Here is a 12,602-nt window from a genome sequence, read left to right as displayed (position 1 = left end):
GCGCGGTCAGTTGCGGCGGTCCAGCACGAAATCAACGCTTTCGCGCAGATGATCGGCCCGATCCCCAAAGATATCCAGATGCGCCTTGGTCTGCGCTGCGAGAAGCTCTACCCGCTCCTTGGCCGCATCGAGGCCCAGAAGCGTGACGTAGTTGGCCTTGCCCTTGGCGGCGTCCTTGCCGGCGGCCTTGCCCAGGGTGGCTTCGTCGCCCTCGGCGTCGAGGATGTCGTCGACGATCTGGTAGGCCAGCCCCAGGTCCTGGGCGAAACCCATCAGCGCCGCGCGCTCGGCTTCCTTGGCCCGGCCGATGATCAGCGGGATCTCGAAGGCGAAAGCGATCAGGGCGCCGGTCTTCAGGCGCTGCATGCGCGCCACCGCGCCCAGGTCGTCGCGGACGCCCAGCAGGTCGATCATCTGGCCGCCGCACATGCCGCGTGCGCCGGACGCGATGGCCAGCTTGCGCACCAGCTCCGAGCGGACGTGGCCATCGTCGTGGGTGTCGGGGTGGGCCATGATCTCGAAGGCGGCCGTCTGCAGCGAGTCGCCGGCCAGGATGGCGGTGGCCTCGTCGTACTGCACGTGCACGGTCGGACGGCCGCGACGCATGTCGTCGTCGTCCATGGCCGGCAGGTCGTCATGCACCAGGCTATAGGCGTGGATGCACTCCAGCGCGCAGGCCGCGCGCAGCACCGGCCGCTCGGGCAGGTCGAACATCTTGCCGGTTTCCAGCGCGAAGAACGGCCGCAGGCGCTTGCCCGGACCCAGCGCCGCGTAGCGCATGGCCTCGGTCAGGCGGCTTTCGGGCCCTTCGGCGCGCGGCAGCAGCTCGTCGAGCGCCACGGTGACGATGTCGGCCGCCTGGGCGATGCGCTTGCCAAGGTCGCTCAAAACAGCTTTCCCCCATTGGGCGCCGCGCGATCCACCGTCACGAGGACGACTTCGCCCTCGTCATCCGGAAAGCCCAGGCACAGGACTTCCGACATGAAGGGGCCGATCTGACGCGGCTTGAAGTTCACCACCGCCGCCACCCGGCGTCCGACCAGCTGGTCGATCGTGTAGTGGCGGGTAACCTGGGCCGACGAACGCTTTACGCCAAACGCCGGTCCGAAATCGATCGCCAGCTTGTAGGCCGGCTTGCGGGCCTCGGGAAAGGCCTCGGCCGAAACGATGGTCCCGACACGGATGTCCACGCGCTCGAACTCCTCGAACGCGATCGTCGGCGACAGTTTCGGCGAGGCCTGGCCCATCAGGAAAACTCGGCCGGCTCGACGCCCGCGGCGCCGCCCTGGCCCAGGACGATCTTCTCGACCTTCAGGCGGGCGGCCTCGAGCTTCTTTTCGCAGTGCGCCTTCAAGGCCGCCCCGCGCTCGTAGATGTCGATGGAGCGTTCCAGCGGCGCCTGGCCCGATTCCAGTTCGGACACGATCTTCTCGAGCTCGGCCAGGGCCTGTTCGAAGCTCAGGGCCGAGAGGTCGTGCGCGCCAACACTGGTCGTCGAAGAAGCGGCGTCGGTCATTTCTACTCCAAGGAGAAGCTCGCACCCTAGTTGGCGTGGGGCCGGCGGGCAACGGCTGTGAAAGGTCAGGCGCGCTCGAAGCGCTTGACGCACCAGTACTGGAAGCCCTGGTCGAGCGTCTTCTTCAGGCCCCGCGCCTGCAGGGCGTTGCCGATCATCACGTTGAAGAAGCCGTGGGCCACCAGCAGCACGTCGCGGCCGTCCTGCGACAGGGCGATCAGCGCGTCGGCGGCCGCTTCCGCTCTGAGTTCGGCCTGCTTGCGGGTCTCCTGGCCCATGTGGTGGTCGAAGAACCACCACCAGAAGCGGGCGAAGAAGCCCCACTTCTTGGGCGACAGCCTGATCCAGCTGGGCCACGGCGGCGGCGGCAGCGGCGCCTCGATGAACAGCGGGTCACGCGGGAAGTCGCGGCCGCCAGCGACGGCCTGGGCGGTCTCGATCGAGCGCAGGCGGGTCGAGGCGACGATCACCTCCGAACGCGCGGCGATCTCCAGCAGGCAGTCGGGGGGGGTCTGGCCGGGCAGCAGGCCGCCCTCTTCGTAGCGGGCCCACCAGTCGCCATAGGTCTTGGCGTCGAAGCGCACCTTGCGCGACAGCGCCGGTTCGCCGTGGCGGGCCAGGACGATGGCCCCGGGCGGGCGGACCACGCTCGAGGCGGTCTGGTCGGCGGTCGGTGCGTCGGCCATTTTCCTCGACGACCCGATAGCCGCTGACGCGGAGCCGGGTCTCATCCTTCCTGAAGCGCTCTGACATGCGCCTTGGCCGAACGGCCGAGCGCTTCGAGGTCGTACCCGCCCTCGAGCGAGGAGACAATACGCCCTCTGGCCCGATGGTCGGCGACCGACACGATCGCCCTTGTGGCCCAGGCGAAGTCTTCGCTGAGAAGGCTTTGCGCGGCCAGGGGATCGCGCTCGTGGGCGTCGAATCCGGCCGAGACGAGGATCAGGTCGGGCGCGAAACCATCGACTCGCTCCATCAGCCCCTCGAACGCCCGCCGCCAGGATTCGCGCGGCGCGCCCGGCGCCAGCGTGGCGTTGACGATGTTGCCCACACCTCTCTCCGACGGGTCGCCGGTGCCGGGATAGAGCGGCGACTGGTGGATCGAGGCGACCATCACTGTCGGGTCGTGCTCGAACGCCGCCTGGCTGCCGTTACCGTGATGGACGTCGAAATCGACGATGGCCACCCGGGCCAGGCCGCTGGCCTGGGCGACGCGGGCGGCGACCGCCACGTTGGAGAACACGCAAAAGCCCATGGCGATGGCCGGCTCGGCGTGATGCCCCGGCGGCCGCACGGCGCAGAAGGCCCGCCTGGCCTCTCCCGCCGCCACCTGCCGCACGGCCGCAACCGCCGCCCCGGCGGCGCGACGGGCGGCGACCAGGCTGCCGGTCGACAGCACCGTGTCCGGGTCCAGAGCATGGATTCCCGCGTGCGGCGCGGCGGCGAAGATCGAATCGACGAAGGCGGCCGGATGCACGCGGGCCAGGTCGCCCGGATCGACCAGCGGCGCCTCGAACGGCTCCAGATCAAGGCCCGCCTCGTCCTCCAGCGCGTCGATCACCGCCTTCAGCCGCGCGGGGCTCTCCACGTGGCCCGGGCCCGGCCGGTGGTCGAGCATGTCGGCATGGGTGAACAGCGAGACAGCCATGGAACAAGGTTATGCCAGATGACGCGCGGGAGCCAAGCGGGGCTGGCGCCCTCCCCCACCTCCCGTCATTCCCGCCCTTGTGGCGGGAAACCCTGGTTCCGCTTGCGCGTGAAGCGCCAGCGGCGTGCTCAGCACGCCGCCCCATTCGCCCATGCGGCTGACAGAGGGGTTCCCGCCACAAGGGCGGGAATGACGGGAAGTATAGGTGAGCCCCCTACACCCCCGCCTTCGCAGCCGGGCGGGCGTTCATCTCGTCCAGCCACCGCTTGACGTTCACCAGTTCAGGGTCCGGCCGGAACCTGGCCATCCGCGCGAAGTCGATGCCGGTCACCGCCAGGATGTCGGCGATGGTCACCCGGTCGCCGGCGATGAACGGGCTTTCGGAGAGGCGCCGGTCCAGCACCCTGATCCCCTTCTCGGCGGCGGCGCGGTTGCTGGCGGCCACTTCCGGGATCTGGGTCTCGATCGCCGCCAGGGCCGGGTGGCTGTGGCGCACGGTCAGCATCAGCGGCGTGGCCACCAGCATCTCGGCGCGCCTGGCCCACATCTCGATCACCGCGACCTCGCGCGGGTCGGCGCCGAACAGGTTGGGCTCGGGATAGACGTTCTCCAGATAGCGGCAGATGGCCACCGACTCGGTGATCGTCGTGCCGTCGTCCATCTCCAGGGCGGGCACGTTGGGCAGGCCGGCCCTGGCCATGTAGTCGGGCGTGCGGTGCTGGCCGGCGAAGATGTCGACCTCGACGATCTCGACGTCCTCGATCCCCTTCTCGGCCATGAACCACCGCACCCGCCGGGGATTGGGCGCACGCCGGCTGTCGTAGAGCTTCATTCTTGTCGTCCTCCCGTCGCCATAAGAGCCCTTCCCCCTTGATGGGGGAAGGGTTGGGATGGGGGTGACGCTGCGTCAGACGACAAGTCGCCGTATCTCCGCCGCCACGCGCTCCGCCACCTCGTCGGGTCGACCGAACGCCTCGACGTCGCGCACGCGCAGCACGCGATAGCCCTGGCTCGCCAGCCAGCTATCGCGTTCAGCGTCGTGCAATTGCTGTTCGGGAAGATCGTGCCATCCACCGTCGACCTCGATGACGAGGCGCGATCCGTGATGGACGAAGTCGGCCACATACCGGCCGATCGGCGCCTGGCGGCGAATGTGGAGATCCAGCGCTCGAAGCGCCTTCCAGAGGTTCCGCTCGCTGGCGGTCATGTCCCGCCGAAGGCGGCGGGCTCGGCCGACGGCGCCAGGTGCGTGCGTCGGCTTCGGTGTTCGTTCGGACACGCCGCAGCCACCCCCATCCCCGGCCCTTCCCCCATCAAGGGGGAAGGGAGGGACGAGGGCAACCGTGGACTGATTACAGCCCGAACAGCACCCGCGGCATCAGGCCGATCAGCGAACCGGTGAGGCAGGTGGCCAGGAAGCCGGCCATCATCGCCTTCCAAACCAGGCTCAGCACTTCCTGGCGGCGTTGCGGCACCAGCACCGAGAAGCCGGCGACGTTCATGCCCACCGAGCCGATGTTGGCGAAGCCGCACAGGGCATAGGTCATGATCATCCGCGAGCGCTCGTCGAGGCTGGCCGCGCCGGTCTTGGCCATCTGGATGAAGGCGGTGAACTCGGTGAGGATCAGCTTGGTGCCCAGCAGGCCGCCGGCGGCGCCGGCTTCCTTCCAGGGAATGCCCATCGACCAGGCCAGCGGCGAGAAGATCACGCCCAGGCCTCGCGTCAGGCTCAGCGGCTGGCCGCCGACGGCCGGCAGCATGGCCAGGAACTTGTCGAGCATGGTGGCCAGGGCCACGAAGACGATCAGGGTCGCGCCGACGTTCAGCGCGATCTGCAGGCCGTCGGTGGTGCCCTTCATCACGGCGTCGATCGAGCTGCCGTAGGTCTTGTCCTCGGCGGCCAGGTCGAGATCGCCGCCCTTTTCCAGCGGGTCCGACGGCACCACGATGCGGGCCAGCAGCACGCCGGCCGGGGCCGAGATGATCGATGCGGTCAGCACGTGGGCGGCGGCGTTGGGCAGCACGTCGGCCAGGATGGTGGCGTAGGCCACCATGGTCGAGCCGCTGACGCAGGCCATGCCGACCGTGATCAGCATGAAGAGTTCCGAGCGCGACAGCTTGTCGAGATAGGCGCGGATGAAGATGGGGCCTTCGATCTGGCCCATGAAGATGGTGGCGGCGGTGGCCAGGGCCGGCGGGCCGCGCAGGCCCAGCGTCTTCTGGAACACGAAGCCGAAGCCTTGGGCGGCCCACTTCAGGATCTTCCAGTGCCACAGCAGCGCCGACAGCGCGCAGACCACCAGGATCACCGGCATCACGCGGAAGGCGAAGATGAAGCCCGCGCCCGGGTTGCTGACCGGATAGGGCTGGTCGCCGCCGGCCAGGAATCCGAACACGAACGCCGTGCCGGCCTGGGTAGAGGCGCCGAGGCCCTCGACCGCGCCGTTGACGCCGCGCAGCATCTGCTGGGCCTGCGGCAGGCCGAACAGCAGAACCACCAGGCCGACCTGGATGATCAGGGCGCCGATGGCCAGCACCCACGGGAAGCGCTTGCGGTTTTCGGAGACGAGCCAGCAGAGGCCCAGGGTGAGCGCCAGACCCGCGAGGGCCTGAACGTTCTCAGGACGGAAAAGCAAGACGGCAGAACCTTGAATTGTGAAGCGACGCCCCCGCGACGCCGACCAAGGGGCCAGTTTGTCCAACACAAGCGCGCCCGGCGCAAGCGGCTTGCTTGACCTTCGGCGCGGCGAGCGGCGGCGCCCGCTCGGCGAGCGCTGTGCGTCGAGATATGATCATATCTCCCTTCCCCCTCGATGGGGGAAGGGTCGGGGTTGGGGGTGACACGGCGGTTCAGCCGGCGAGGCCCGAGCCACCCCCACCCAACCCTCCCCCATCAAGGGGGAGGGCTTAAGCGACTAGGCCGCGATGCTCACCGACGAGGTCGAGCTGACGCCCTCCCCGCTGGCGGCGCTGCTGGTCGCGGCGTCGGCCAGTTGCTGCAACAGCTTCTGCATCATTTCCGAAGCCAGGGACGAGCTCGACAGCGCGCCGGCCAGGGTCGTGGCGCTGGAAGAATCCGAAGCCTGCTTCAGCAGGTCCCCGAACTCCTGGCCAGACAGGCTCCCGTCGCCGTCCGTATCGGCCGCCGAGATCAGGTCGGCGGCGACGGTGGCCGCATCGGCGCTGTCGGTGTCGGCCGCGGCCAGTTCGGCGGCCGACACCGTGCCGTCCTGGTTGGTGTCGAGGCTGTCGAAGACCTGGCTGACGCCGCCGCCTCCACCAGCCCCACCGGCGCCGCCGCCTTCACCACCGCCCGACGGCGGAGGCCCGGGCGGCGGGCCGCCCATGCCGCCAGGGCCGCCCGACGCCTGGGCCAGCGCCGCGAACTCGCCGCCGGTCAGCACGCCGTCGCCGTCCGTGTCGCCGTCGGAGATCAGGTTGTTCACGGCCGAGGAGATGTCGTCGGACTCGCCCAGCGCATTGCTCAGGGCCGTGGTCAGCTCGTCCGTCGACAGCGCGCCGTCGGCGTCGGTGTCGAGGCTCTCGAAGATCCCCTGACCACCGCCCATGCCCCCCATCTGACTCATGCCGCCTTCCTGCATGGAGAGGAGCGAGCCCAGGGTTTCAGAGCTGAAACTCTCGCCGCTGGAGCCCTGCGAGCTCATGGGCGGCGGAGGCGGCGGCGGCGGCTGACCGCTGCCGACCTGCATTTGTTGCCCAGCGGACGCGCCGCTGGAGGACGAGGCGGCGCTGGCCGCCGACGTCGTCGAGGAGCCGCGCATCGACTGCAGCAATTGCTGCATGATCGACGTGCTGCTCAGGCTGGAAACGCTCAAGGCGATGTCTCCTGGAACCGGTGATGCGCATCATGGCGCGGGCGTTACGCGCGCCCTTGCCCTGGGCGCGCCCGGGCTCCAGCGAAAAACATTCCACATTTCGGGAGGTTACGGCGCTGAAATGCGGGCTTCTCCAGTCCTTCTCCGCGTCGGCTCCCCCTCCCCGTAAAATCCCCGCGAAAGCGGGGACCCAGGAGTTTTATCGTCGAGTGCGGTGGATGCAGAAAAAGCCTGGGTCCCCGCTTTCGCGGGGATTTTACGGAGGGAGAGGTCCCCGCCGCTCCAACGAAAGAACGCCGCGACAGCGGATCGGCTGTCGCGGCGTTCGTTCGAGATCAGGTCCCTCTATTGAGAGAGGAAAGGATCACTTCCCCGCCAGTTCCTTCACCAGCGCGTCGCGGCCGTAGACCTTGGTCAGCGCCTCGGTGATGGCCGCGGTCGAGACCACGACGGTGCGGTTGATCGAGCCGTCATAGCCGAAGGCGCCGCCCAGCGAGTGGATGTTGCCGTCGAAGGCCGCGCCGATCACCCGGCCCTTGGCGTCGATCACCGGCGAGCCGGAATTGCCGCCGATGATGTCGTTGGTGGTGACGTAGTCGTAGACCGTCTTGAGGTTCAGCTTGTCCTTGGCGGCGATCCAGCGCGGGGCGGCCTCGAAGGGCTCGGCGCCGGTGACGCGGTCGTAGAAGCCGGCGAAGTCGGTGAACGGGGTGATCGTGCGACCGCGATGGGTCCAGCCGGCGACCTTGCCGTACGACAGGCGCAGGCTGAACGTGGCGTCCGGATAGACGCTGTCGCCCAGCACCGCGAAGCGGGCCTTGGCGATGCGTTCGGCGGCCGCGTCGGTCGGGGCGGTGACGCTGGCCTCGTAGGCCTTGCGCAGTTCGCGGCCCTGGCCTTCGGTCTTCAGCACGAACTGGATCATCGGATCGTCCGAGGCCTGGATGGCGGTCAGGCCCCCGTCCCACAGCGCCTTGCGCACGGCCGGGTCGGCCAGCTTGCTGCCGGCGACGAGGCGGGCCGACAGGCCCTCGGGGCTTTCCTTGCCCAGCAGCAGCTTCACGGCCGGGGCGTCGGCGGTCAGGTACTCGCGGGTCTTCAGCAGCCAGTGCTCAAGATAGATGCGCTCCAGCGGCGCATCGACCGGGCGCACGTCCAGCAGGCGCTTCTCCACCAGCGGCAGGCGGGTGTCGGCATACTCCGGCAGGCGCTCGGCCGCCGGCTTGGCGCGCTCCTGGGCGCCGCGCACCAGGGTGCGGGCATAGCCGTAGAGGTCCGAACCACCGCCGGCCGAGGTCTCCAGCTGGCGCATCGGCACGAACTGGTCGGCCACGGCGACCTGCGCCTTGTCGATCTCGCCCCACGGGTCGCCGATCTCGGCCGAGAGCTTCGGATCGGCGGCGACCTTGGTCTTCAGCTCGGTCTCGGCGGCGCGCTTGGCGTCCATGAACGTCTTGTCGTTCAGCACGAACTGCTGACCGAAGAACACCTTGTAGCTGTTCTCGATACCCGCCAGCGGCTGGTTGGCGATGCGCTTGTTCTCTTCGGACTGCTCGCCGAACTGGATCAGGCGGCCGCGCATCTCCGAGCGTTGCAGCTGGCCGATCGGGATGACCAGGTCGCGGTTGGTCTCCAGCTGCGAGACGGTCAGCTGGCGCTGGGTGGTGCCCGGGTTGCCGGCCACGAAGGTCGGCTCGCCCTCGACCGGGGCGGTGGCGCGCCAGGTCAGGTGGTTGGGCGTGTTGGCCGGCTTGCCGTCCTCGTACAGGCGCAGGAAGGCGCTATCGAGGTTGAAGCGCGGGAAGTTGAAGTTGTCCGGATCGCCGCCGAAGAAGGCCGTGGCGTATTCCGGCGCGAACACCAGGCGCACGTCGGCGTAGCGGCGGTACTTGTAAACCTTGTACTGGCCGCCGCGGTAGAAGCTGATGGTCTGGCAGCGCAGCGTCTTGTCCTGGCCGCAGGCGGCCAGCTCGGCGGTGGCGAAGGAGGCGTCGCGCGCCTTGACGAAGTCCTGGCCGGTCTTGCCCGCGCCGGCGGCCTTCACTTGGTCGGTGACGTCGGTGATCGACAGCAGCACCTCGGCCTGCATGCCCGCGCACTTCAGTTCCTCTTCGCGCGCGCCGGTCAGGAAGCCGTCCTTGACGTAGTCCTTGCCCTCGCTCGACAGCGCCTGGGTGCAGTCGGCCACGCAGTGGTTGTTGGTCAGGACGAGGCCCTGCTTGGAGACCACCGAGGCCGAGCAGCCCGTCGTCAGGCGCACGGCCGAGACCCGCACGGTGTCGAGCCACTTCTGGTCGATGTCGACGCCGTAGGCCTGCTTGACCTTGGCCGAGGGGAAGTTGTCGAAGGTCCACATGCCCTCGTCGGCCTGGGCCGCGCCGGCGGCGGCGAACGAGAGAACCAGGGCCGAGGCGGCCAGCGTCACAGTCTTCATGAGTCGTCCTTGCACGGCGCAGCGCCGTCGTGGCGTACAATGTAACAGCCATAGCCAAGCCAGGCCGCCAGAGCCACCCCTGTTTCGCCATCCTTGTTTCGTCGGTCGGGCGCCCGACGCAACAAACGTGCGCCCCGATCACATTCCGTCGAAGAGTTCCGTCTTACCCCGATTTAACTTGGCCTGAGCGGTTCTGCGCTGTTCTTGTGCAACCGTTGATTGGGGGAGCGTGTCGGCATGTCGCTGGCGTTGGCCACACTGTTGTACGAATGGCGGCGATATCTGGCGGCGATCATCGCGCTGGCCTTCTCGGGCCTGCTGGTGCTCGCCCAGGTCGGGATGTTCACCGGCATCGGCAAGGCGTTCACCGCCACCATCGACCGCTCGCCGGCCGACATCATGGTGCTGGGCCCCAAGGCCGAGAGCCTGATGAACGGCGGCAACGGCCTGCCGCGCCGGGTCATGGCCCAGATGTACATGCACCCCGAGGTCGTCGAGGTCGCCGATCTCGACGGCGGCGGCGGCATGTGGAGCAACGACCCGCCGCCTGGCAAGAAGCGCGTGCGCGAGTGGATCCAGACCTCGGCGGTCGACACCCGCAGCGACGCGGTGACCTGGCCGCGCGATTACAACGAGAACATCCGCGTGGCGCTGCTGGAGCCTTACTCGGTCGCGATCGACCGCACCGGCATGGCCAAGCTGGGCATCCAGAAGCTGGGCGACCGCGCCAGCATCAACGGCAAGACCGTCTACATCCGCTATATCCTCGACGGCTATCCGAACATGATGCAGCCGACCGTCGTGGTCTCGCGCGACACCCTGCGCCTGCTGGGCCAGGCCTCGACCGGCAGCCGGGTGGGCCCGCTGATGGTGCGCATCAAGGACCCGGCCCGCGCCGAGATCGTCCGCGACCAGCTGAACGCGACCTCCGACAAGGCCTACCGCGCCTGGACCCGCGCCGAACTGTCCGAAGCCAACGACGGCGCGATGATGAAGGAGAGCTTCATCGGCATCATGCTGGGCTTCTCGGTGTTCCTGGGCCTCCTGATCGGCGTGGGCATCACCTCCCAGACCCTGCGCGGCGCGATCCTGGCCAACATCAAGGAGTTCGCCTCCCTGCGCGCCCTGGGCGTGTCGATGGGCTCGCTGCGGATGATCGTCATCGAGCTGGGCTTCTGGACCGGCATCGCGGGCCTGGCGGCCACCGCCGTGCTGGTCGGCGCCGTCTCGCAGCTGGCCAAGATGGGCGGCCTGCCGATGAGCTTCCCGATCCCCATGGTGATCGCCTCGGCCGGGTTCCTGATGCTGATCGCCATCGTCTCGGGCCTGCTGGCCCTGGGCATCCTCAAGAAGAGCCAACCGGCGGATCTGCTGCGATGAGCCAATCCCCTCACCTCCTCACCCCGGGCAAGACCGCGATCGTCGCCAAGGGCCTGCAGAAGCGCTTCAAGACCGGCCGCACCTATATCGAGGTGCTGAAATCGGTCGACTTCGACGCCCTGCACGGCGATGTGACCATGGTCATGGGCCCTTCGGGCTCGGGCAAGTCGACGCTGGTGGCCTGCCTGTCGGGCCTGCTGCGGCCCGATGAAGGCCGGGTCAGGGCCATGGACCAGGACCTGTGGTCGCTGCCGTCGGGCCGGATCGACAAGTTCCGCCTCGACAACTGCGGCTTCATCTTCCAGGGCTTCAACCTGTTCCCCGCCCTCACCGCCCTGCAGCAGGTCACCACCGTGCTGAAGTACCAGGGCTACGACGTCGCCGAGGCCCGCCGAATGGCCATGGTCGCGCTCGACGAGGTGGGCCTTGGCCACCGCGTCAACCAGCGCCCGTCCGAGCTGTCGGGCGGCGAGAAGCAGCGCGTGGCCATCGCCCGCGCCCTGGCCAAGCAGCCCCGGCTGCTGTTCGCCGACGAGCCGACCTCGGCCCTCGACGGCGAGAACGGCCAGATCGTCACCCGCCTGCTGCAGCGGGCGGCCAAGGAGCATGGGGCGGCCGTGATCTGCGTGACCCACGACCACCGCATGGAATCCTTCGCCGACCGCGTCATCCACATCGAGGACGGCCGCATCCTCGACGACCGCCGCGTCACGTCGCAGCCCGCGCCCGCCGCGGCCGACCGTCCTCTCATCGGAGCCTGAGATGCCCGCCCTGTTCCGTCGTCGCCGCTTCTGGCTGATCTCCGTCGGCGCCCTCGCCATCCTCGGCGGAGGCCTCTGGATGCAGAGCCAGGCCAAGGCCAAGAAGGTCGAGGCCGCCAAGACCGCCGCCGCCACGCCCGCCACCCCCTACGGGGCCGTCGCCGACGGCAAGGCCGATGTCGAGGGCGGCATGATCGCCGTCGCCGCCCGCCGCCAGGGCATCGTCAGCGAGGTCTACGTCCAGGAAGGCGACATGGTCCACAAGGGCCAGCCGCTGGCCAAGCAGGAGGACGACGACGTCCGCCTGGCCGCCGAGACCGCGTCGGCCAATCTCGCCCAGGCCAAGGCCCAGATCCGCGTGCTTGAGGTCCGCAAGACCACGGCCCAGCGCGAGTACGCCCGCCTTCAGGGCCTGACCGCCTCGAACTTCGTGGCCGGCCAGCGCCTCGACCAGGCCCGCGACGCCATCGCCGGCGCCGACGCCGAGCTCGACGCCCAGCGCGCCCTGGTGGCCACCTTCGCGGCCCAGCTGAACCAGGCCCGCTACAACCAGGAACTGACGATCATCCGCGCCCCGGCCGACGGCCGCATCGCCCGCCGCTACGCCAATCCCGGCTCGGGCGCCTCGACCCTGAACGTCACCTCGATGTTCGACCTCGAGCCGTCCACCGCCCGCATCGTCCGCGCCGAGATCAGCGAGTCGGCCATCCCGTTCGTCACCATCGGCCAGTCGGTCGAGATCATCCCCGAGGCCGACCAGAAGAAGACCTACACCGGCAAAGTCCTGCGCCGCGCCGCCGTGTTCGGGGCCCGCAAGTTGCAATCGGACGACCCGTCCGAGCGCACCGACGCCCGCGTGGTCGAGGTGGTGGTCAGCGCCGACGAGACCCCCTTCCTGATCGGCCAGCGCGTGCTGGTGAAGTTCATGAAGCCGGGCCAGACCGCCGGCGCCAAGCGCACCGGCCCGCAGTCGCCCGATCCGGCCAAGACCTGATCGACCCGCGCGTGGTCCTCGTCCTTCGACAAG

Annotated in this window: 13 protein-coding genes; 3 read left to right on the top strand and 10 right to left on the bottom strand. The window is 68.9% G+C overall.

All coding sequences use genetic code 11. From position 1 onward, the window contains the following. Positions 1-6: 6 nt before the first annotated feature. The 10 genes from V6S85_RS19890 to V6S85_RS19845 form a co-directional block, all read right to left on the bottom strand. On the bottom strand, positions 7-888 hold the full coding sequence (locus V6S85_RS19890) for a polyprenyl synthetase family protein (protein ID WP_116567434.1): 882 nt from the start codon (positions 886-888) through the stop codon (positions 7-9). Beyond that, positions 885-1,247, bottom strand: a complete 363-nt coding sequence (locus V6S85_RS19885) for a tRNA-binding protein (protein ID WP_334350006.1) — start codon at positions 1,245-1,247, stop codon at positions 885-887. Before V6S85_RS19885 ends, V6S85_RS19890 begins: the two co-directional genes overlap by 4 nt. Next, a complete protein-coding gene (locus V6S85_RS19880) occupies positions 1,247-1,516 on the bottom strand; it encodes an exodeoxyribonuclease VII small subunit (RefSeq protein WP_116567438.1) in 270 nt (89 codons plus the stop codon). Before V6S85_RS19880 ends, V6S85_RS19885 begins: the two co-directional genes overlap by 1 nt. A gap of 65 nt (positions 1,517-1,581) precedes the next feature. Beyond that, positions 1,582-2,202, bottom strand: a complete 621-nt coding sequence (locus V6S85_RS19875; RefSeq protein WP_116567440.1) for a histidine phosphatase family protein — start codon at positions 2,200-2,202, stop codon at positions 1,582-1,584. Positions 2,203-2,243: 41 nt separating this feature from the next. Then, on the bottom strand, positions 2,244-3,164 hold the full coding sequence (locus V6S85_RS19870; protein ID WP_334350005.1) for a histone deacetylase family protein: 921 nt from the start codon (positions 3,162-3,164) through the stop codon (positions 2,244-2,246). Positions 3,165-3,378: 214 nt separating this feature from the next. Then, complete coding sequence (locus V6S85_RS19865) at positions 3,379-3,996, bottom strand: glutathione S-transferase family protein (protein WP_334350004.1); 618 nt, start codon at positions 3,994-3,996, stop codon at positions 3,379-3,381. A gap of 75 nt (positions 3,997-4,071) precedes the next feature. Continuing rightward, positions 4,072-4,443, bottom strand: a complete 372-nt coding sequence (locus tag V6S85_RS19860) for an endonuclease domain-containing protein (RefSeq protein WP_334350003.1) — start codon at positions 4,441-4,443, stop codon at positions 4,072-4,074. A gap of 73 nt (positions 4,444-4,516) precedes the next feature. Next, complete coding sequence (locus V6S85_RS19855) at positions 4,517-5,800, bottom strand: NupC/NupG family nucleoside CNT transporter (RefSeq protein WP_116567446.1); 1,284 nt, start codon at positions 5,798-5,800, stop codon at positions 4,517-4,519. 279 nt (positions 5,801-6,079) lie between these two features. Continuing rightward, positions 6,080-7,000, bottom strand: a complete 921-nt coding sequence (locus V6S85_RS19850; RefSeq protein WP_334350002.1) for an EF-hand domain-containing protein — start codon at positions 6,998-7,000, stop codon at positions 6,080-6,082. Between the two features lie 364 nt (positions 7,001-7,364). Next, positions 7,365-9,434 (bottom strand): S46 family peptidase, encoded by a 2,070-nt coding sequence (locus tag V6S85_RS19845; RefSeq protein ID WP_334350001.1) that lies wholly within the window; start codon positions 9,432-9,434, stop codon positions 7,365-7,367. Positions 9,435-9,671: 237 nt separating this feature from the next. Here V6S85_RS19845 and V6S85_RS19840 point away from each other — a divergent pair, with 237 nt between their 5' ends. Genes V6S85_RS19840 through V6S85_RS19830 form a run of 3 tightly spaced genes read left to right on the top strand, consistent with a single transcriptional unit; the run spans position 9,672 to position 12,569 of the window. Then, positions 9,672-10,814, top strand: coding sequence for an ABC transporter permease (locus V6S85_RS19840; protein WP_116567452.1), 1,143 nt, complete (start codon positions 9,672-9,674; stop codon positions 10,812-10,814). Continuing rightward, positions 10,811-11,575, top strand: coding sequence for an ABC transporter ATP-binding protein (locus V6S85_RS19835; protein WP_116488621.1), 765 nt, complete (start codon positions 10,811-10,813; stop codon positions 11,573-11,575). Before V6S85_RS19840 ends, V6S85_RS19835 begins: the two co-directional genes overlap by 4 nt. Before the next feature lies 1 nt (position 11,576). Then, complete coding sequence (locus V6S85_RS19830; protein ID WP_116567454.1) at positions 11,577-12,569, top strand: HlyD family secretion protein; 993 nt, start codon at positions 11,577-11,579, stop codon at positions 12,567-12,569. Positions 12,570-12,602 lie beyond the last annotated feature (33 nt).

It is taken from the genome of Caulobacter sp. CCNWLW153, assembly GCF_036889365.1.
Classification (GTDB): domain Bacteria; phylum Pseudomonadota; class Alphaproteobacteria; order Caulobacterales; family Caulobacteraceae; genus Caulobacter; species Caulobacter radicis.
The sequence above is the reverse complement of the archived record's forward strand: the minus strand, read 5'-3'. Positions and strand labels throughout refer to the sequence as shown.